Source organism: Kutzneria chonburiensis, assembly GCF_028622115.1.
Taxonomy (GTDB): domain Bacteria; phylum Actinomycetota; class Actinomycetes; order Mycobacteriales; family Pseudonocardiaceae; genus Kutzneria; species Kutzneria chonburiensis.
Map to the genome: position 1 here is coordinate 474842 of NZ_CP097263.1, position 20196 is coordinate 495037.

At 70.1% G+C, this 20196-nt stretch carries 15 protein-coding genes and 1 pseudogene; 11 read left to right on the forward strand and 5 right to left on the reverse strand.

The window, feature by feature from the left end; all coding sequences use genetic code 11:
- The first annotated feature begins 307 nt into the window (after positions 1-307).
- Positions 308-463 carry a hypothetical protein gene (locus M3Q35_RS02365; protein ID WP_273939909.1) on the forward strand — a complete coding sequence of 52 codons (156 nt, stop codon included), beginning with the start codon at positions 308-310 and terminating at the stop codon, positions 461-463.
- A gap of 95 nt (positions 464-558) precedes the next feature.
- Here M3Q35_RS02365 and M3Q35_RS02370 read toward each other — a convergent pair whose 3' ends face one another.
- Positions 559-702: a hypothetical protein gene (locus M3Q35_RS02370; protein ID WP_273939910.1), complete on the reverse strand. Its 144-nt coding sequence runs from the start codon at positions 700-702 to the stop codon at positions 559-561.
- Positions 703-1076: 374 nt separating this feature from the next.
- Here M3Q35_RS02370 and M3Q35_RS02375 point away from each other — a divergent pair, with 374 nt between their 5' ends.
- The 7 genes and pseudogenes from M3Q35_RS02375 (at position 1077) to M3Q35_RS02405 (ending at position 10023) form a co-directional block, all read left to right on the forward strand.
- Positions 1077-2564, forward strand: a complete 1488-nt coding sequence (locus M3Q35_RS02375) for a sugar ABC transporter ATP-binding protein (RefSeq protein WP_273939911.1) — start codon at positions 1077-1079, stop codon at positions 2562-2564.
- Positions 2561-3517 (forward strand): ABC transporter permease, encoded by a 957-nt coding sequence (locus tag M3Q35_RS02380; protein ID WP_273939912.1) that lies wholly within the window; start codon positions 2561-2563, stop codon positions 3515-3517. Before M3Q35_RS02375 ends, M3Q35_RS02380 begins: the two co-directional genes overlap by 4 nt.
- Positions 3514-4464, forward strand: a complete 951-nt coding sequence (locus M3Q35_RS02385) for an ABC transporter permease (RefSeq protein ID WP_273939913.1) — start codon at positions 3514-3516, stop codon at positions 4462-4464. Before M3Q35_RS02380 ends, M3Q35_RS02385 begins: the two co-directional genes overlap by 4 nt.
- Positions 4465-4469: 5 nt before the next feature.
- On the forward strand, positions 4470-5513 hold the full coding sequence (gene rhaS / locus M3Q35_RS02390) for a rhamnose ABC transporter substrate-binding protein (protein WP_273939914.1): 1044 nt from the start codon (positions 4470-4472) through the stop codon (positions 5511-5513).
- Positions 5514-5547: 34 nt separating this feature from the next.
- Positions 5548-6696 (forward strand): L-rhamnose isomerase, encoded by a 1149-nt coding sequence (gene rhaI, locus M3Q35_RS02395; RefSeq protein ID WP_273944235.1) that lies wholly within the window; start codon positions 5548-5550, stop codon positions 6694-6696.
- Positions 6684-8719: pseudogene (locus M3Q35_RS02400) on the forward strand (bifunctional aldolase/short-chain dehydrogenase). The gene rhaI and the pseudogene M3Q35_RS02400 overlap by 13 nt, the downstream one beginning before the upstream one ends.
- On the forward strand, positions 8716-10023 hold the full coding sequence (locus M3Q35_RS02405) for a rhamnulokinase (protein ID WP_273939915.1): 1308 nt from the start codon (positions 8716-8718) through the stop codon (positions 10021-10023). Before M3Q35_RS02400 ends, M3Q35_RS02405 begins: the two are co-directional and overlap by 4 nt.
- 4 nt (positions 10024-10027) lie before the next feature.
- Here M3Q35_RS02405 and M3Q35_RS02410 read toward each other — a convergent pair whose 3' ends face one another.
- Positions 10028-10831, reverse strand: a complete 804-nt coding sequence (locus M3Q35_RS02410; protein WP_273939916.1) for an SAM-dependent methyltransferase — start codon at positions 10829-10831, stop codon at positions 10028-10030.
- Positions 10832-11020: 189 nt separating this feature from the next.
- On the reverse strand, positions 11021-12712 hold the full coding sequence (locus M3Q35_RS02415; protein ID WP_273939918.1) for a cytochrome c biogenesis protein DipZ: 1692 nt from the start codon (positions 12710-12712) through the stop codon (positions 11021-11023).
- Between the two features lie 334 nt (positions 12713-13046).
- Between M3Q35_RS02415 and M3Q35_RS02420 the strand changes: the two genes are divergently transcribed.
- Both M3Q35_RS02420 and M3Q35_RS02425 read left to right on the forward strand, forming a co-directional pair.
- Positions 13047-16409, forward strand: a complete 3363-nt coding sequence (locus M3Q35_RS02420) for a S8 family serine peptidase (RefSeq protein ID WP_273939919.1) — start codon at positions 13047-13049, stop codon at positions 16407-16409.
- A 70-nt stretch (positions 16410-16479) separates the two neighbouring features.
- A complete protein-coding gene (locus M3Q35_RS02425; RefSeq protein WP_273939921.1) occupies positions 16480-18087 on the forward strand; it encodes an AMP-binding protein in 1608 nt (535 codons plus the stop codon).
- On the opposite strand, the gene M3Q35_RS02430 is transcribed toward M3Q35_RS02425, so the two are convergent.
- Positions 18088-18777, reverse strand: a complete 690-nt coding sequence (locus M3Q35_RS02430) for a hypothetical protein (RefSeq protein WP_273939923.1) — start codon at positions 18775-18777, stop codon at positions 18088-18090.
- A gap of 88 nt (positions 18778-18865) precedes the next feature.
- On the reverse strand, positions 18866-19165 hold the full coding sequence (locus M3Q35_RS02435; RefSeq protein WP_273939924.1) for a hypothetical protein: 300 nt from the start codon (positions 19163-19165) through the stop codon (positions 18866-18868).
- An 83-nt stretch (positions 19166-19248) separates the two neighbouring features.
- Here M3Q35_RS02435 and M3Q35_RS02440 point away from each other — a divergent pair, with 83 nt between their 5' ends.
- A complete protein-coding gene (locus tag M3Q35_RS02440; protein ID WP_273939925.1) occupies positions 19249-20196 on the forward strand; it encodes a catalase family peroxidase in 948 nt (315 codons plus the stop codon).

Sequence of the window (20196 nt, forward strand, 5' to 3'; positions counted from 1 at the left end):
GACGTACGTCCGACTGATCCGCGGTCTTCGCCCGGCGAGCCCGGATGTAACCGTGTGACCTGCGGATTCGATATGTCACATGACCGCGCCGTCACTCCGATACACCAAGATCTGGCGGAGCGGCGGGACTGTCACCTGAACGGAGGTTAGGTATGGCTAACCTCCTAGAGAACCCCTATAAACCGAACGTAAGATCCCTAAACTTGGTTGAGTCCAAGGTTGCGCTCAGGCAGAGTGATATTGGCCACAGCGAAGTGGAGACACTGAGGGAAGCCGGAACGACATGAGATCTGGGGAGTGAGAACCCATGGGACGACTGGACATCGACGACAGCCCTCGCACCTGGAGCTGGAACTGGGGCGAGGAGGAAGGCGACGGTCAGGAGCTGCCGCAGCAGAGCCTGGTCTGGGACGCCGACCGTGAGGACGGCTACGAGCCACTCATCATGCGCGGCTTCGAGTAACCGAACCGCCAGCCGACCTTCCCCGGCCACCAGCTCGGGGCGGGACGCCACGTGATGACGGACGTGCTCCCGCGCGAAAGTGAGGGGCACTGCGGCTACCGCCGCCATGTCGATGTCGTCGCACCCGACGGCACCGAGTCCTCCGGGCCCAGTGCCCGGAGCGCGCCGAACGCGAGCAGGTCGCCGGCCAACCGCCCGACCGGCCTGCGCGTTCCGGCCAACACCCGCTCTCCGGTCACCGGAGACCACGTTCATCGCGCCCACCTCGACGGCCCGTAGCCCGCCGGGACCGCGCCCGGTAGCCACAAGCACCGCGCGCCCCCGATTCCGGTGCTGCCGGCCCCGCGCGATGGACAGCGGGAGCCCTTCAAGGGTCCCGCAAGCCGCGCGCCCGCGGCCATCGCATCGGCTCGGGCGCGGCGTCCTTCGACGTGATCACGCCGTCGAACCGGTCGAACGCCCCGCCCTCGCGAAAAGGCAGCGTTCTCTCCTGATCGGGTACTAAATCGTTTCAAACAGCAGATTGCCTGGTCGCGATGGTGATACTTGACACCATCGGGTGGAAACGGCACGCTCCACGGGGCGGCAAATTGAAACGATTTAGGAGGCGTGGGTGCGGATCGACCTGGCGGAGGTGAGCAAGTCCTTCGGCGCGGTGCAGGCCCTGCGCGAGGTGTCGCTGACGCTCGTCCCGGGTCGGGCCCACGCGCTGCTGGGCGAGAACGGCGCCGGCAAGTCCACCCTGATCAAGGTGCTGGCCGGCGTGCACCGGCCGGATGCCGGTCGGCTGCTGCTGGACGGCGCGCCGGCCCGGTTCGCCTCGCCGGCCGACGCCAAGGCCGCCGGCGTGGCCGTCATCTACCAGGAGCCGACGCTGTTCGGCGACCTGTCCGTGGCCGAGAACGTCGCCATGGGGCGGCATCCGACCCGGCGCGGCGGCATGGTCGACACCGCCGCCATGCGCGAGCAGGCCGAGCGGCTGTTCGAGCGGCTGGGCGTGGACATCGACCCGCGCCGGCCGGCCCGTGGCCTGTCCATCGCCGACCAGCAGCTGGTGGAGATCGCCAAGGCCCTCAGCTCCGACGCCCGCGTGATCGTCATGGACGAGCCGACGGCGGCGCTGTCCGGCGCCGAGGTGGCGCGGCTGTTCGGCGTGGTCGGTGCGCTGCGGGAGCACGGCGCGGCGGTGCTGTTCGTGTCGCACCGCATCGACGAGGTCTTCGAGCTGTGCCAGGACGCGACCGTGCTGCGTGACGGCGGCTTCGTCTGGTCGGGTCCGCTGGACGAGCAGACGCCGGACGGGGTCGTGCGGCTGATGGTCGGCCGCGAGCTGGCTGCGCTGTTCCCCAAGCAGGACGTCGTCGCCGGTGAGACCGTGTTGTCGGTACGCAGGCTGACCCGGGAAGGCGTGTTCACGGACGTCACGTTCGCGGTCCGCGCCGGGGAGATCGTGGCGCTGGCCGGGCTGGTCGGGGCCGGACGCAGCGAGATCGCCCGTGCCGTGTTCGGCGTCGACCGGGCCGACGCGGGCGAGGTCCTGCTGCGGGGTAAGCGGATCCGTGCCGGCTCGCCCGGCGCGGCGATGGCCGCCGGCATCGGGTTCGTGCCCGAGGACCGGCGGCAACAAGGGCTCGTGCTGGCGGCGTCGATCGAGCGCAACACCGCCCTGGCCTCGCTGAACCGGTTGTCCCGCTTCGGCTTCATCCGCCGCTCGGCCGAGCGGGCGCTGGCCCGCGACTGGGCCGTCCGGCTCCGGCTGACCTTCGCCCGGCTCAGCGACCCGGTCGGCGTGCTGTCCGGCGGCAACCAGCAGAAGGTGGTGCTGGCCAAGTGGTTGGCCCGGCAGCCACAGGTGTTGATCGTGGACGAGCCGACCCGCGGTATCGACGTCGGCGCCAAGGCCGAGGTGCATCGGCTGCTGTCCGAGCTGGCGGCGCAGGGGGTGGCGATCCTGATGATCTCGTCCGAGCTGCCGGAGGTGCTGGGCATGGCCGACCGGGTGCTGGTCGTGCGGGAAGGCCGGCTGGTGGCCGAGTTCGGCCGGGCCGAGGCCGACGAGGAGCGGGTCGTGCTGGCGGCGACGGGGGTGGCGGCCGGATGATCCGTGAGCTCGGCATTCTCATCGCGCTGGCCGTTGTCGTCGCCGTGACCGCTCTCGTGAACACGCTGTTCCTGAGCGGGCAGGGGATTCGGGACCTGCTGCTGAACGCCTGCCTGGTCGCGCTGCTGACCGTCGGCCAGACGATGGTCGTGATCACCCGCAACGTGGACCTGTCGGTCGGCTCGGTGCTCGGGCTGTCGGCCTTCGTCACGGCCGACACGTTCGCGGTCAACCCGGTGCTGGCCATCGTGGTGGGCCTGGTGGTCGGCGCGCTGTGTGGGCTGCTCAACGGGGTTCTGGTCGGACTGGGCCGGGTGCCGAGCCTGGTCGTCACGCTGGGCACGCTGAGCGTGTTCCGCGGGCTGGACTTCATGTGGGCGCAGGGCCGGCAGATCAACGCGGCCAACCTGCCGGACGGGTTCCTGGCGCTGGGCAGCGGCAGCGTGCTCGGCCTGCCGTACCTGGTGATCATCACGGTGCTCGTGCTGGCCGTCGCCGCGCTGCACCTGGGCAGTTACCGCAGCGGCCGCGAGCTGTACGCCATCGGCTCCAACCCGGAGGCGGCGGTGTTGGTCGGCATTCCCGTGGGGCGCAGGGTGTTCACGACTTTCCTGATGTCCGGCACGGTCGCCGGGCTGGCCGGCGTGTTGGCAGTGGCCCGTTACGGCACGGTCGACGCGACGGTCGGCACCGGCCTGGAGTTGCAGGTGATCTCCGCGGTCGTGGTCGGCGGCGTCGCGATCTTCGGCGGCAGCGGCACGGTCGTCGGGGCGGCGCTCGGGGCCTTGTTGTTGTCCACCATCGGAAGCGCGCTGGAGGTCGTGCACATCGCGCAGTTCTGGCAGCAGGCGATCACCGGCGCTCTGCTGATCGCCGCGATCGCGCTGGACCGGTCGGTCGCGCTGCGCGTGGCCGCGCGGCTGCGCCGGCAGTCGAGGGGAGTCAGCGCGTGAAGACCTTGCTGCGCTGGGAAAGCGCCCTCTTCGTGCTGCTGGTGCTGGTGGTCGTCGGCGGTTCGGCCGCGACGGGCGGCAGCTTCCTCACCGATCGCGGCGCGTTCAACGTGGGCAGCGACCTCGCGGTGATGGCGCTGATCGCGCTGCCGTTGACGCTGGTGATCGTGGCGGCCGAGATCGACCTGTCGGTGGCGTCGGTGCTGGGGCTGTCCAGCGCCCTGATCGGCGTGCTGTGGAACGACGGCTGGCCGCTGGAGGCGATCCTGCCGTTCGTGATCGTCGTCGGCGCGGTGTGCGGTGCGGTCAACGGGTTTCTGGTGACCAAGCTCGGCCTGCCGTCGCTGGCCGTGACCATCGGGTCGCTGGCCCTGTACCGGGGTCTGGCCTTCGTGGTGTTGGGGGACAAGGCCGTCGCCGATTTCCCCGACAGCTACACACAGTTCGGCACCACACCGGTGCCGGGAACCTGGATTCCGTACCCCATAGTGCTTTTTGTCGTGCTGGCCGTGGTCTTCGGACTGCTGTTGCACGCCACCACCTTCGGCCGCGCGGTGTTCGCCATCGGCGCCAACGAGGAAGCGGCGCGGTTCTCCGGCATCCGGGTCAAGCGGACCAAGTTCATCCTGTTCGTGCTGACGGGCGCGGTCGCCGCGCTCGCCGGCATCGTCTACACGCTGCGGTTCGCCAGTGCCCGGGCCGACAACGGCACCGGGCTGGAGCTGGAGGTGGTGACCGCGGTGCTGCTCGGCGGCGTGTCCATCTTCGGCGGCCGCGGCACGATCGGCGGTGTCGTGCTGGCCACGCTCGTGCTCGGCGGCCTGACCGACGCGCTCATCCTCGACGACGTCGCCACCGAGGTCGTCACGCTCGTGACCGGAATCCTGTTGCTGGCCAGCGTGTTCGCGCCGGCCGTCACCCATCGCCCGACGAGAGGCACACCATGAAGCGGATGATCGCCATCGTCGCCGCCGCACTGCTGCTGGCCGGCTGCGGCGGCACCACCAAGAACAACTCGGGCGGCGACAGCGGCGCCGGGCCGACCTCCGGCGCCGCCGATCCGAATGCGCCGACGGCCAAGGATCTGAAGATCACGTTCCTGCCCAAGCAGGTCAACAATCCCTACTTCACGGTCGCGCAGGGCGGCGCCGAGAAGGCCGCGGCCGCGCTGGGCGAGCAGCTCAAGGCCACCGGGCCGTCCAGCGCCGACGCGTCTTCCCAGGTCACCTACATCAACACCGCCGCGCAACAGGGCCAGAACGCGCTTCTGTTGGCCGCCAACGACAGCAATGCCGTCGCGCCGGCACTCAAGGCTGCCCGCAAGCAGGGCATGAAGGTCGTGACCTTCGACTCGGACGCCGCCCCCGACGCCCGTGACGTGTTCATCAACCAGGCCTCGTCCCAGGAGATCGCCGCCGGCCAGGTGAAGCTGATCTCCGACGCGATCGGCGGCGCCGGCGAGATCGCCATCCTGTCGGCCACGGCCAACGCGACCAACCAGAACGCCTGGATCGCGATCATGAAGCAGGAGCTGGCCAAGCCGGCGTACGCCAAGATCACGCTGGACGAGATCGCCTACGGCAACGACGACGACCAGACCTCGTTCCAGAAGACGCAGGGTCTCCTCCAGGCCCACCCCGACCTCAAGGGCATCATCTCGCCGACCACGGTCGGCGTGGCCGCGGCCGCGCGCTACCTGGACTCCTCGTCGTACAAGGGAAAGGTCGCGCTGACCGGGCTCGGCACGCCCAACCAGATGCGCAAGTTCCTCCAGGACGGCACGGTCGGCTCGATCGCGCTGTGGGACCCGGCGCAGCTGGGCGCGCTGGCCACCTATGCCGCGGTCGCGCTGGCCTCCGGCCAGATCACCGGCAAGCAGGGCGAGAAGTTCAAGGCCGGTGAGCTCGGGGAGTACACCGTCGGGGCGAACGGCGAGGTGGTGCTGGGCCCGCCGCTGACGTTCACCAAGGACAACGTGGACAAGTACAACTTCTGACCCGCTCAGCTGAAGGAGACCGGCCGTGGAAGGCGTGAAGGCGCAGCTGCGCAGGCACCGGATCGAGACGCCGTCGTGGGCGTACGGCAACTCGGGCACCCGGTTCAAGGTCTACGCCCAGGCGGGCGTGCCGCGCACGCCGCAGGAGAAGATCGCCGACGCGGCCAAGGTGCACGAGCTGACCGGCGTCGCGCCGAGCATCGCCCTGCACATCCCATGGGACCGCGTCGACGACTATCCGGCGCTGGCCCGGTTCGCCACCGATCACGGCATTGCTGTCGGGGCCATCAACCCCAACGTGTTCCAGGAGGACGACTACCGGCTGGGCAGCGTCTGCAACCCCGATCCCAAGATCCGCCGCAAGGCGATCGACCATCTCCTGGAGTGCGTCGACATCGGCATTCGGACGGGGTCGTCGATCCTCTCGCTGTGGTTCGCCGACGGCACCAACTATCCCGGCCAGGACTCGATCCGGGCCCGGCAGGACCGGCTGGCCGACGCACTGTCCGAAGTGTACGGTCAGCTGCCCGGCGACATGCGGATGCTGGTGGAGTACAAGCTGTTCGAGCCCAGCTTCTACACCATGGACCTGCCGGACTGGGGCACCTCGTTCGCGCACTGCGTGAACCTGGGGCCCCAGGCGCAGGTTCTGGTGGACACCGGACACCACGCGCCCGGCACCAACATCGAGTTCATCGTGGCGGTGCTGCGGCGGGCCGGCAAGCTCGGCGGTTTCCACTTCAACAGCCGGTTCTACGCCGACGACGACCTGATGGTCGGGGCGGCGGATCCGTTCCAGCTGTTCCGGATCATGCACGAGATCGTGGCCGCGGACGCGTTGGCGCCCGAGGCCGGGGTGGCGTTCATGCTCGACCAGTGCCACAACATCGAGGCCAAGGTGCCGGCGATGATCCGGTCCGTGCTCAACGTGCAGGAGGCCACGGCCAAGGCGCTGCTGGTCGACCAGGAGGCGTTGGCTGCCGCGCAGGCGGCCGGCGATGTGTTGGCGGCCAACGCGGTGCTGATGGACGCCTACAACACCGACGTCCGGCCGCTGCTGGCCGAGCTTCGGGCCGAGGACGGGCTCGACCCGGATCCGATCGGGGCCTATCGCCGGTCGGGCTATCAGGAGAAGATCGAGGCCGAGCGGGTGGGCGGCTCGGCGATGGGATGGGGCGCGTGAATCCCGCTGTTTCCTCGTTGCTGGACCGGGCGCACGCTCTCGGCGCGGACCGGCGGAATACGAACTTCGCCGGTGGCAACGCGTCGTGCAAGGCGGTGGACCGGGATCCGGTGACCGGCGGCGACGTGGAACTGATGTGGGTCAAGGGTTCCGGCGGCGATCTGGGCACCCTGACCTCGTCGGGTTTGGCGGTGCTGCGGCTGGATCGGTTGCGTGCCTTGGTGGACGTGTATCCGGGGGTGGAGCGCGAGGACGAGATGGTCGCCGCGTTCGACTTCTGCCTGCACGGGCGTGGCGGGGCCGCGCCGTCCATCGACACCGCCATGCACGGGCTGGTCGACGCCGCCCATGTCGACCACCTGCACCCCGATGCCGGGATCGCGTTGGCGACGGCCGCCGATGGGCCGGCGTTGACCCGGGAGTGCTTCGGCGACCGGGTGGCGTGGGTGGACTGGCGGCGGCCGGGTTTCCAGCTGGGCCTGGACATCGCCGCCATTCGACGGGCCCAGCCGGCGGCGATCGGCGTGATCCTCGGCGGGCACGGCATCACCGCCTGGGGTTCGACCTCCGAGGAATGCCAGGCACATTCGTTGGAGATCATCCGCCGGGCGCAGGAGTTCCTCGACGCGCGAGGGTCTTCGGCGCCGTTCGGCGCGGTTGTCGAGGGCGGCGAGCGCTTGCGGATGGTGATCGGCGCGCTCGTGCGGCCGCGTTGGCCCCGGTGATCCGCGGGCTGGCGTCGACCGATCACCGTCAGGTCGGGCACTTCACCGATTCCCCTGAGGTGGTGGAGTTTCTTGTCGGGGCGAAGGCTCCGGCGCTGGCGGCACTGGGGACCTCGTGCCCGGATCACTTCCTGCGCACCAAGGTTCGGCCGCTGTTCGTCGACACCGCGGCCGACGCTCCCATTGAGTCCGTTGTGGAGCGTCTGCGGATGCTGCACCACGAGTACCGTGAGGACTACCGGGCCTATTACTCCCGGCACGCTGTCGAAGGCTCGCCGGCGATGCGCGGCGCCGACCCGGCGATCGTGTTGGTGCCTGGTGTTGGCATGTTCTCCTTCGGTGCCGACGAGCAGACTGCCCGGGTGGCCGGGGAGTTCTACGTCAACGCCATCAACGTGATGCGCGGGGCCGAGTCCGTGTCCCGGTATGCGCCGATTCCGGAGAGCGAGAAGTTCCGGATCGAGTATTGGGACCTGGAGGAGGCGAAGCTGCGTCGGCGGCCCAAGCCTCGGGCGTTGGCCGGGCGGGTCGCCATTGTCACCGGCGGCGGCTCGGGTATCGGCCGTGCAACCGCTTTGCGGTTGGCTGCTGAAGGCGCATGCGTCGCGGTCGCCGATCGCGACCTGGCCGCCGCCGAGTCCGTGGCCAAGGAGATCGGCTCCTCGGCCGTCGCCGTTGCCGTCGATGTGTCCTCTTCGGACGCTGTCGACTCCGCCATCTCCGCTGCCTGTCTGGCTTTCGGCGGCATCGACCTGGTGGTCAACAATGCCGGGCTGTCGGTGTCGAAGGCGTTGGTGGACACCACCGACGAGGATTGGGACCGTCAGCACGACGTGATGGCCCGTGGCTCGTTCCTGGTGTCCCGCGCCGCCGCTCGCGTCATGATCGCCCAGGGCATCGGCGGCGACATCGTCTACGTGGTCAGCAAGAACGCCGTGTTCGCCGGGCCCAACAACGTTGCCTACGGCTCGGCCAAGGCCGACCAGGCGCATCAGGTCCGTCTGCTCGCCGCCGAACTCGCGGCGCACGGCATTCGCGTCAACGGCGTCAATCCCGATGCCGTCGTCCGTGGTTCCGGCATCTTCTCGTCTGGCTGGGGCGCGCAGCGGGCGGCCGTGTACGGGGTGCCCGAGGAGAAGCTGGGGGAGTATTACGCGCAGCGGACGCTGCTCAAGGCCGAGGTTCTGCCCGAGCACGTCGCCGCCGCTATCTTCGTGCTCACTGCCGGCGAGCTGTCCCGCACCACCGGTCTGCACGTGCCCGTGGACGCCGGCGTCGCCGCCGCCTTCCTGCGATGACTTCCTACGCCGCCGTCGACCTCGGCGCGTCCAGCGGCCGTGTCATGCTCGGTCGCGTCGAGGCCGACACCTTGTCCTTGCAGGAGGTTTCCCGCTTCTCCTACCGTCCCACCGTCCGCGACGGCGCTCTGCGTTGGGACGCTGCCCTGCTTCGTCGTTCCGTGGAGGATGGCTTGCGGGGCTTGGACGTTCGCAGCGTAGGCATCGATTCTTGGGCCGTCGACTACGGCCTGCTCGACTCTTCCGGCGAACTGCTCGCCGATCCCGTCTGCTACCGCGATTCCCGTACCGACGGCATTGTCGATCAGGTCCTTGGCGTTGTCCCGGCTCATGAGCTCTACGGCCTCACCGGCATCCAGATCCTGCCCATCAACACCTTGTTCCAGCTCGTGGCCGATCCTTTGGCACAGCGGGCTTCCCACCTCCTGCTCATCCCCGACCTCGTCGCCTACTGGCTCACCGGCGAGCTCGGGGCCGAGCACACCAATGCCTCCACCACCCAGCTGCTCGATGTCCACACCGGACAGTGGGCCACCGGTTTGCTCTCCCGCCTCGGTCTCCCCACCTCCATCTTTCCTCCGCTGCGCCAGCCGGGTTCTCCCATCGGCGGCAACCTCGTCACCGTCGGCTCCCACGACACCGCCTCCGCCGTACACGCCATTCCCGCTTCGACCGACCGCTTCGGCTACATCTCCTGCGGCACTTGGTCTCTCGTCGGCGTCGAGCTGGACCGTCCCGTCCTCACCGCTGACAGTCTCGCCGCCAACTTCACCAACGAGGCCGGCGTCGGCGGCACCGTCCGTTTCCTCCGCAACGTCATGGGCCTGTGGCTCCTCGAGGAGTCCCTCCGCGTCTGGGGCGTCGACCGGGATCCTCTGCTCCGCGCTGCTGCCTCCCTGCCTCGCCGCTCGATCATCGACCCCAACGCCCCCGAGTTCCTTCCCCCCGGCGACATGCCCGCCCGCATCATCGCCGCCTGCCGCGATTCCGGTCAGCCGATACCCGTTGACCCGCCCGAGATCGTCCGCTGCATCCTCGACAGTCTCGCCTCCGCCTACCGCTCCACCCTCCTCGACGCCCAGCGCCTCTCAGGCAAGGAGATCGACGTCGTCCACCTGGTTGGCGGCGGTTCCCGCAACTCCCTGCTCTGCCAGCTCACCGCCGACGCCTGCCGTCTCCCCGTCCTCGCCGGCCCCGTCGAGGCCACGGCCCTCGGCAACCTCCTCGTCCAGGCCGCCGTCCCCAACCCCCACCACCTCGTCGCCGCCACCCAGGAGATCCGCCGCTACGACCCGACCGGCTGAATCCTCACGCCGTGGCGATCACCCAGCGGTTGCCGGCGAGGGGGTCGGCGGGCACGGGGAGGGGGCCGGCGCCGTAGCGGGTGGTGAAGTCGAAGCAGGTGTGTACGGAGACGGACCAGCCCAGCGAAGCGAGCAAGGCGGCGGAGTCGCGGGGGACGTGGTCGGCGAACAGGGCGAGGAGGTCGATGCCGGTCTCGGCCAAGGTCTCGGCGTAGAGGGGGCCGGCAACGGCGGGCGTCGCGACGATCTCGTGGAAGAGGCGGCTGCCGGGCTCGGAGAGGGTGCTGACGGTGCGTACGAGCGAAGGGGAGAGGGTGAGCAGCACACCCTCGGCAACCCAGGTGGTGGGCAGACCGGGACGGAAGCCGGCGTCGACGAGGGCGGCGGACCAGTTGCCGCGGAGGTCCACGGGGATGGGGGTGCGCCGGACGACGGGGAGGGCCCCGACGGAGGCCAACACCTCGTGCTTGAAGTCGAGGACGGCCGGGCGGTCGACCTCGAAGACGTGGGAGTCGGCGGGCCAGCGCAGGCGGAAGGCGCGGGTGTCGAGGCCGGCGCCGAGCAGGACGGTCTGCGGAGTGCCGATGACGAAGTCATCGACCAAGCGGGTACGAAGGCCGAAGTAGCGGCCGAGCCGGCCCCACAGCGGGCGGGAGTCGAGGTCGTCGGACCAGACGGCGGGCCATGAAACGCCCGCCGCCCCGACGAAAAGGCGGGCGAACTGGTCCTGGGCCAAGGAATCGGGACGGGTGGCCTCCTGCGCCCGGGCGGCGGCGACCAGCAGGGAAGTCAGCCCGACATCGGCCATGACATCTCCTCATCGGGGCAGCCGCCCCCATGCGGGATCGTCATGGGACGCGGTCCTCACGGCCCCAGTGTCGGGGCGGCGCGAGGCGAGCACAACAACCCGTCACCGGAAGGTGTGAGCGCGTTTTCCCAGGCGGGACAAGGCAATACGGCAAACGGGGGCGATAGTGCGGCGACCGGGGGACTCGCGCTACCCGAACGTGAAGTCGTAGGCCTCGACGCCCGGTGTGAAGGCCAGGGTCATTGTCGAGCGCTGGTACGGCCCGTTGTTCACGAGCGTGTACAGCTTCGGCACACCGGACACGTCGATGGTCTTGGTCGTCTTGCCGTCCATCTGCACGGTGACAGTGCCGGATCCGCCCAGCACGAGGTACACGTCCCGGGCCTGGTAGCTGAGTTGGAGCTGGGCGTCGGGGCCGGAGGTCAGGGACTCGGGGCCGCCGCGCCACGCGCCGGCCAGCGCGAAGGTGTCCGGCTGCACGGCCGAAGGGAACTGGAACAGCTGATTGTTGTTGCCACCATTGGGAATTGGGCCGCTGGCGTGCAGCGGGGCGTACTGCGAGCCGAGGTAGGTCTCGGGGGTCTGCTGCTCGGCCGGCGTGGTGTCGGCGACCTCGGTCTCGGCGGGAAGGTCCACAGTGGACGAAGCGCTGGTCAGCAGCTGGCGGATGAGCTGCTCGGTGCCGCTGTAGTCGCCCTCGCCGAAGTTCACGTGCCGAACCGTGCCGCCGGCGTCGATCAGGTACTCGGCCGGCCAGTACTGGTTGCTGTAGGCGTTCCAGGTGCCGTAACCGTTGTCGACGGCCACGGGGTACTTCACGCCGAGCGTCTTGGACTGCGCGGTGATGTTGGCGACGTCGTGCTCGAAGGCGAACTCCGGGGTGTGCACGCCGATGATCTCCAGACCGGCCTGGTGATAGGCCTGGTACCAGGACTCGACGTGGGGCAGGGTGCGCAGGCAGTTGATACAGCTGTACGTCCAGAAGTCGATCAGCACCACCTTGCCGTGCAGCCCGGCCAGGGTGAGCGGCTTGGAGTTGATCCAGTCGCTGATGCCGGTCAGCTCGGGCGCCCTGCCGCAGTCCTTCAGGGTCTGGCCGCCGGGCTGGCAGTTCACGCCCGGCGCGGCGGTGGAGGGGGAGGTGTTGTCGGGGCTGCCGTTGAGCTTGTGCAGTTCACCCTGGGCCTGGGCGTCGCCCTCGACCGATTGCTGCAACGCGCTGGTATATCCCGGGACGGCCGTCTGCAATCCGTCGGTGAGGTTGAATGCGATTGCCACGGCCACGACCAGCATCACGACGCCGCTGACGAGGCGAAATCCACGGGCTCGCGTCCGAATGGCCGACAGGCGCCGGGTGATGGCGTCACCGGCCACCGCGAGAACGAGCAGCGGCACACCGCAGCCGATGGCGAATGCGGCGGTCAGGGCCAGCGCGCCGGCACTGAACGTGTGATTCGCGCCGATCACGGCGATCGTCGCCAGCACCGGCCCGGCACACGGCACGAATAGCAGCCCGAGGCCGAGACCGAGCACGATTCCGTTGCCGTTCGGATTGACCGGACGGCCGCTGAGCCGGGCGAACGGGCGTTCCAGCAGATCGCCGAACCGCGGCCAGATCAGGCCGACGCCGATCAGCACGAGCACGGCGATGCCGGCGTCGCGCAGCAGCGTCTGGGGCAGCCCGAGCGCGCTCAACACCAGCGAGCCGAACAGCGTGGACAGCGCGAAACTCAGCACCAGCCCGGCGATGACCAGGTACGGCCGCCCCTTGCGGCGCTGCGGCCCGCCCGAGGTGAGCACGACCGGCAGCACCGGCAGCACACAGGGGGAGAGGCTGGTGATCACCCCGGCCAGAAACCCGACGACGACCAACGTGACCATGGGGCAAGGTTACTGCCCGCGCGCACCCGACCACGTTACCGATCTCTTACGCCCGCCGGCCCAAGGGAGTCCGACTGCCGTGCTACCGTACGCGTCTGAACGGTTCCCGTTGGTGATCGACGGCGGTTCATGCGGCTTTTACGCCGATGCCGGCGTCAACTCCAGTCGCCAAGCGGGTGTATTCTGAGATTGCTGTTAACAGTTACAGTGGCGTTCTGTCCGGTAATTCGCATTAGTGCGAAAACTAGGGACGATCGGGCGTCCTGTGCTGGCGGGAAACGCGCATAGGCTCCGGCGGTCCGTTATGGAGTCGCCCGGAATGAGGTGTGCGCGGATGGTCCGCCAACAACGCCGAAGACTGGTGCTCGTCGTGGCCACGGTCACCGGCATGCTCGCCGCGACCGGCCCGAACGCGCTGGCCGCCACCGCGGCCGCCGCCGACCAGGCTTTGGCCCAGGGGAGCAAGCAGTCGGTGATCGTGGTGTTGAAGAACCAACATCCCGAGTTATCACCGAAGGCCCAGCGCAGCCAACGCCAGCAGACCGTCGGCCAGGAGCAGGCGCCGCTGGTCAACCAGGCCAAGCAGGTCGGCGCGCAGAACGTGAAGGCGTTCGACGTGCTCAACGGCTTCTCGGCCAAGGTGACCGACGCCGAGTCGGCCAAGCTGGCCGCCGACCCGAACGTCGCCGCCGTCGTGCCTGACCGCACCCGGGCCGTGAAACCCCTGAGCACGGCCCAGAAGCAGCAGATCCAGGCCACGCCGCCGCCGGACCAGCCGCTCGCCGCGGGCGCGTGCCCGACCGACCCGGGCAAGCCGGTGTTGGAGCCCGAGGCGCTACAGACCACGCACACCGCCTTCACCAACCCGAGCGTGCCGCAGGCGCAGAACATCGTGGACGGCAAGGGCGTCAGCGTGGCGTGGATCGCCGACGGCATGGACCCGAACAACCCCGACTTCATCCGGGCCGACGGCAGCCACGTCTTCACCGACTACCAGGACTTCTCCGGCACCGACCCGAACGGGCCGCAGAGCGGTGAGGAGGCGTTCGGTGACGCCAGCTCCATCGCCGCGCAGGGCCGCGTGACCTACGATCTGTCCACTGTGGTCGCCGCCGCGCACCCGCTGCCCAAGGGCTGCAACGTCACCGTGCGCGGCATCGCGCCCGGCGCCAGCCTGGTCGGCCTGAACATCTTCGGCAGCGCCGAGCTGGTCACCAACTCGATCGTGTTGCAGGCCATCGACTACGCCGTGAACAACGACAACGTCGACGTGATCAACGAGTCGCTTGGCGGCAACCCGTTCCCGGCCGACGGCGTGGACCCGGTCGCGCTGGCCAACGACGCCGCCGTCGCCGCGGGCGTCACCGTGGTCGCCTCCACCGGCGACGCCGGCCCCAGCGGCACCATCGGCACCCCGGCGGTCGACCCGCACGTGATCTCCGCCGGCTCCGTCACCAACTACCGGCTGTACGCCCAGACCGGCGAGCGGGGCGCCCGCACCTTCGCCAAGACCTGGGCCAACGACAACATGTCCTCGCTGTCCTCCGGCGGAATCGACGACCTCGGCCGCGTGCCGGACCTGGTCGCGCCGGGCGAGTCCGGCTGGTCGGTGTGCGACGCCGACCCGCGTTTCGCCGGCTGCACCAATGAGCAGGGCCGCCCGTCCGCCATCCGCACGTTCGGCGGCACCAGCGAGGCCGCGCCGTTCATCGCCGGCGGCGCCGCGCTGGTCATCCAGGCGTACAAGAACACGCACAACGGCGCCAAGCCGAGCCCGCAGCTGGTCAAGCAGATCCTCACCAGCACCGCCACCGACCTCGGCCACCCGGCCGACGAGCAGGGCGCGGGCGAGATGAACACCTACGCCGCGGTGCGGGCCGCCATGTCCATCCAGGACGGCAACGGCAAGCCCTCGGCCCAGGGCGCGGGCCTGCTGGCCACCACGACCGGCGGCGACACGCAGCTCACCGCCGTGGCCAAGCCGGGCAGCTCGGTCACCGAGCCGCTGACCATCACCAACACCAGCCCCAACACCCAGACCGTGTCCGCGCACGGCCGCGTGCTGGGCAAGACGCTGGCCGACACGACCAGCAGCATCGCCCTGGACGCCACCTCGGCCACCGCGCCGACGTTCATCGACGGCACCAGCGCCACCCGCGTGTACGCCAAGACGACGTTCCAGGTGCCGTTCGGCGCCGACCACCTCCAGGGCAGCCTGGCCTGGCCGGGCAACCCGTCGCAGAGCGCGACGGTCCGGATGGCGCTGATCGACCCCAACGGCGTCTACCAGTCCGACTCCCGCCCGCAGAACAGCGGCGCCCAGTCCAACCACGGCCGGGTCGACGTGCACTACCCGGCCCCGGGCACCTGGACCGCGGTGTTCTACGTGACCAAGGGCGCGACCGGGTTCAAGGGCAACGTGGCCTACCAGTTCACCAGCACCAAGTACGTGGACTTCGGCTCGGTCAGCCCGAAGACGCTGACCCTCAAGCCCGGCCAGTCCGGCACCTTCCACGTCACCGCCAAGACGCCGGACCAGCCCGGCGACCTGTCGGCCGCGGTCGAGCTGGACACCCCGCTCGGCGGCGTGTCCTCGGTGCCGTTCACGCTGCGCAGCCTGATCACGACGGCCAACGGCGGCGCGTTCAGCGGCACCATCGTCGGCGGCAACGGCCGTGACTTCGCGCCGGCGCAGACCCAGACGTACTGGTTCGACGTGCCGGCCGGCAAGAAGGACTTCGGCATCGACGTCAGCCTCGGCGGCGACCCCAACCAGGTCGTCTACGCGGCGCTCAAGTCGCCCAGCGGCGAGGTCGTGTCGCTGTCGACGAACCAGCAGCAGGGCGCCGGTGGCGTGGTCCGCACCAAGTCCATGCAGGGCTACGTGCACGCCCCGGAGAAGGGCCGCTGGGAACTGGTGATCAACGTCAACCAGGGCGTCAGCGGCACGGCGCTGTCCCAGCCGTTCACCGGGCACCTCAAGTTCAACGTGGTCGACGCGTCGGTCACCGGCCTGCCCAGCGGCAAGGTCGCGGCCGGCAAGCCGATCACCGTGCAGGTGAAGGTGCGCAACAACGGCGTCGCCCCGGAGTCGGTGTTCGTCGACCCGCGCCTGACCACCGAGTCCGACCAGACGCTGGTCGTGCTGGGCGGCACCTCGGCCAACCAGACGTTCCCGCAGCCGGCCACGGCCACCGGGACGGCCTGGCTGGTGCCGACCGAGTCGCGCTCGCTGACCATCCAGCAGAACGCGACGCTGCCGGCCGACTTCGACGCGTCCGGCTTCAGCGGCGTGTCGGAGATCCGCGGCACGCCGCGGGGCAACTCGGCCACCGGCAGCACTGCCGCGCCGGAGGTCACCCAGGGCCAGTGGCTCGCCGTGGCCACCCCGGTCGGCCCGGAGAACGCCGAGGTCAGCGGCTCGGCGTCGCTGGCGGCGCAGGTGCACGCGCAGGACTTCGACCGCACGGTCACCAGCACCACCGGCGACCTGTGGCGGTTCAGCGTGGACACCGACGGCAACTTCGCGCCGGTGCAGCTGGCCCCCGGTCAGAGCGCCACCATCAGCGTGACCATCACCCCGACCGGGGCGAAGGGCACGAAGGTGAGCGGCGTGCTGTACGTGGACAACTTCAACGGCGTGCTGCTCAGCGGTGACGAGCTGGCCGGCGTTCCGTACAGCTACACGATCGGTTAAGCCTGTTGCGCTTCGGGGACCCCGTCGGACACTAGGTGTCTGACGGGGTCCCCTCGCGTTTGGAGGAACCGTGCTCACCGACCACCTCGCCGCCTGGGCCGCGAGCAACTCCGACGACGCCGCCATCACCTACGTCGACCACAGCACCAGCCTCGACGGGCTGTCGGTCACCGCGACCTGGGGTTCGCTGCACCGCCGGGTCGCGTCCACCGCCGCCGCGCTGCGACGCGTCGCCGGCCCGGGCAGCCGCGTCGTGGTGCTCGCGCCGCAGGGCGTGGACGACGTCGTGGCCCTGCTGGCCGCCATGTGGGCCGGCGTGGTCGCCGTGCCCATCGACCTGGCCGACCTCGACGACCAGCCGGCACACGTGAGCGCCGTGCTGTCCGACTGCCTGGCCACGGCCGTGCTCACGACGAGCGCCGCCAAGCCGCGGGTGCAGGCGGTCTTCGACGCGCCCGTGGTCCTCGTGGACGCCATGCCCGACGACGAGCTGGCCCGCTACCCGGCCGTGCCGCGTGACATCGCGATGCTGCGCTACCCCGTCGACCCCGGCGCCGATCCGTACGGCACGCCGCTCAGCCACGGCGACCTGGCCGCCGCGGGGCAGCGCGCGGTGACGGCGTTCCGGGCCGTGACAGGCCGCTCGGTGACCGTGAACTGGCTGCCCCTGTGCTACGACCTGGGCTTCGTGCTCGCCGTCGCCGCGCCGCTGGTCGGGCGGCTGCGGGCAGTGTTGCTGGAGCAGTCCTCGGTACTTGAGCAGCCGCGCCGCTGGTTGCAGGCGTTGGCGTCCGGGCAGGACGTCATCACCGCCGCCCCCGACTTCGCGCTGGCCTACTGCGCATCGCGTACCACCGAGCAGGACCGCTCGTGGCTACGGTTGTCGCAGGTCAGCACCATGTTGGACGGTGGCGAGGCGATCAACGCCAGTACCGTGCGGGTGGCCATCGACGTCTTCGGGCAGTGCGGGCTGCCGCCGCAGTCCCTGCGTACCTGCTACACCGCGCTCGGGGCCGTCGGTCCCGTGACCGTGACGCCGGCCGGCGCGCCGCCGCGGCGGATCACCGTCGACCGGGAGCAGTTGGCCGCCGGCAAGGCCGTGCTGCGTACCGACGGGCGGTCGTCGCTGCTGGTGTCCAGCGGCCTGCCCGTCGACTGCTCCGTGCTCGTCGTCGATCCCGGGGCCAGCTGGCCGCTGCCCGACGGCATGGTCGGCGAGATCTGGATTGCCGGGCCCGCCGTCGCCGTCCGGCAGCCACTGGTCTCTTTGGACGGTCGGTCGTGGTTGCGTACCGGCGATCTCGGCTTCCTGCACGAGGGCGAGCTGTTCGTGCTCGGGCGGCAGGAGGACCTGCTCACCGTCGACGGCCGTCGCCTCGACCCCCATGAGGTCGAGCTCGTCGCCCGCGCCGCCCACCCCGCCGTCCGCCCCGACCGCGTGGTCGCACTGTCCTTCGGCGAGGCCGTCGTCATCGTCGCCGAACGCTCCCAGCACGTCCCGCCCACCGACCTCGACCTCACGGAGATCGTCTCCACCGTCCGCGCCGCCGTCGCCAAGCGCTTCAACGTAGGCGTCCGCGACGTCGTCCTCGTCGAGTCCGGCCGCATGCCCGCCGGCTGGTCCGGCCACCCCACCCGCGCCGCCATCAGGCGCCGCTACCTGGACGGCACCCTGTAGTCAGCGGCGTCGGGCCCGGCGGCGCTCCTGTCGGCGGGTGCCGACCCGGTACGGCCAGCTGTGTTCCCAGCCGCCGCCGATGTGTGGTTGGTCCGCGCCCGCCGCCAGCGCGAAACCGCCGATCATGAGGAGTGCTCCGCCGAGCGCGATCGGCAGCGGCCCGACCCGGTCGACCGCCGACAGCTCTTCGGTCGGCACCCGCCCCAGCGGATCCGCCACCACGCGCAGCGTGCTGCCCGCGACGATCGGCGAATCCGGGTTGTGGACGATCATGGCTCGCTGGATGCCGTCGAACCGGACCGTGTAGACGTACTCGTTCTTGCCGTGGCTCACCTGCACGTCGGAGACCGTGGCCAGCACGGTGTGGCCCGCGGTGGCCAACACCTGGTCGTCGATGTAGTTCGGCCCGGCCAGGCCCAGCATCACCGCGCCGGCCACCACCGGGAAGGCGGACAGCTCGAGCGACCCCAGCCACCAGGCGGCCCCGACCGCGAGCAGCGCGCCGCACACGGCGACGAGGACCTGCGAGACGCCGTCCTTGTCCGATCCGAGGGTCAACCAGGTCATCCCGGCCTGGTAGCCCAACACCGCCACTGACGCCGCGGTCGTCCAGACCACAACCTGCCGCCGGCCCCAGGCCGGCCGGTTGCGACCGATGCCGCGCAACCGGAGTCTCTTGCGGCGAACCATCACTGCCCCCTCGCGTCCCAAGCGGACGCTCGTCAAGGCGATGATCCTCCCGCCGGGTCAACCCGGCGGTGTCTGTCCGGACACAGTTTCAGGGGATGATGACGCCGAAGACCACCGTCAGTAGGTTCCAGGTGGCGAAGGCCAGGCCGAGCAGGATCAACGCCACCACCAGGGTCACCATCAACCGGCGGTGTCCCCTGGACCGGTTGGCCGACTCGGCGAAATCGGTGACACCGGCCAGATAGCCCTCCACGGTGTAGCCGTTGCGGACGCGTTCCATCCGGTCGAGATGCTCGGCGAAGGCCCTGGCCTCGGGATCGTCGCGGTCCAACCCGACAAGGTCGTCCTCGAAGCGGTCCTCAGGCCCCGGCGGCTGGTGCCCTTCCATGCCCGACACGGTACTCAGCTTGGCACCGAGACGGCCGCGCCTTAGGCTGGCGCTCCGACGCAGAGCCGAACAGGATCTCGCACATGTCCGTTCAGCCACCCGACGGCGCCCACCCCCAGTTGGCCGTAGACATCGTCGACCGGCTGGAATGGGTGTCCGGGCTCTACCCCGGCTACCGCCGGGCGCACGCGAAGGGCTCCTGCTACCGCGCGGTCTTCCTGCCGACGGGCGCGGCCGCCGAGTACACCACGGCGGCGCACCTGCAGGGCGACCCGGTGCCGGCGACCGTGCGGTTCTCCAACTTCTCGGGAAATCCCTACATCTGGGACCGGACGCGCTCGGCCCGCGGCCTGTCGGTGGCCTTCCACCTGCCCGGCGGCGTGGCCACCGATCTGGTGTCGGTCAGCCAGCCGGTGTTCGTGGCGGCGACCCCGCAGGCGTTCCGCAACTTCCTGGAGGCGGCCGAGCCGAACATGTTCACCGGCTCGCCCGACCCGGAGGTGGTCCGCCGCTACGCCACCGAGCACGCGGAGGCGATGCGCGGCCTGCGCGCGGTGAAGAACACGCCGATCCCGGTGAGCTACGCCACGATTCGCTACTGGGCGGTACATGCCTTCATCTGGCTGGACAAGATGCGCCGCCGCACGGCGGTGCGCTACCGCTGGGAACCCGAGGCCGGCGTGCAGCAGCTGTCGGACGAGCGTGCCTCGGAGAAGTCGCCGACCTACCTGTCGGACGAGCTGGCCGACCGGTTGGCCTCGACCACGGTGGCGTTCCAGCTGAAGGTGCAGATCGCCGAGCCGGGCGACCCCACCGACGACTGCACGGTGCTGTGGCCCAACGACCGCGCCGAGATCACCGCCGGGCGGCTGCTGGTCACCGGGCCGGTGGAGGACCAGGCCAAGTGGGACCGGCGGATGTTCGACCCGACCCGGCTGGTGCCGGGCATCGAGCTGTCCGACGACCCGGTGCTGCGGTTCCGTGGCCAGGTCTATTCGGTGTCGCACGGCCGTAGGACGCAGGGGAAGTGA

Bases quoted from the DNA above. Each gene is read 5' to 3' on its own strand.
- M3Q35_RS02415 (WP_273939918.1), bottom strand. From the start codon at position 12,712: ATGGTCACGTTGGTCGTCGTCGGGTTTCTGGCCGGGGTGATCACCAGC.
- rhaS (WP_273939914.1), top strand. From the start codon at position 4,470: ATGATCGCCATCGTCGCCGCCGCACTGCTGCTGGCCGGCTGCGGCGGC.
- M3Q35_RS02440 (WP_273939925.1), top strand. From the start codon at position 19,249: ATGTCCGTTCAGCCACCCGACGGCGCCCACCCCCAGTTGGCCGTAGAC.
- M3Q35_RS02410 (WP_273939916.1), bottom strand. From the start codon at position 10,831: ATGGCCGATGTCGGGCTGACTTCCCTGCTGGTCGCCGCCGCCCGGGCG.
- M3Q35_RS02365 (WP_273939909.1), top strand. From the start codon at position 308: ATGGGACGACTGGACATCGACGACAGCCCTCGCACCTGGAGCTGGAAC.
- M3Q35_RS02430 (WP_273939923.1), bottom strand. From the start codon at position 18,777: ATGGTTCGCCGCAAGAGACTCCGGTTGCGCGGCATCGGTCGCAACCGG.
- M3Q35_RS02435 (WP_273939924.1), bottom strand. From the start codon at position 19,165: ATGGAAGGGCACCAGCCGCCGGGGCCTGAGGACCGCTTCGAGGACGAC.
- M3Q35_RS02420 (WP_273939919.1), top strand. From the start codon at position 13,047: ATGGTCCGCCAACAACGCCGAAGACTGGTGCTCGTCGTGGCCACGGTC.
- M3Q35_RS02405 (WP_273939915.1), top strand. From the start codon at position 8,716: ATGACTTCCTACGCCGCCGTCGACCTCGGCGCGTCCAGCGGCCGTGTC.
- M3Q35_RS02380 (WP_273939912.1), top strand. From the start codon at position 2,561: ATGATCCGTGAGCTCGGCATTCTCATCGCGCTGGCCGTTGTCGTCGCC.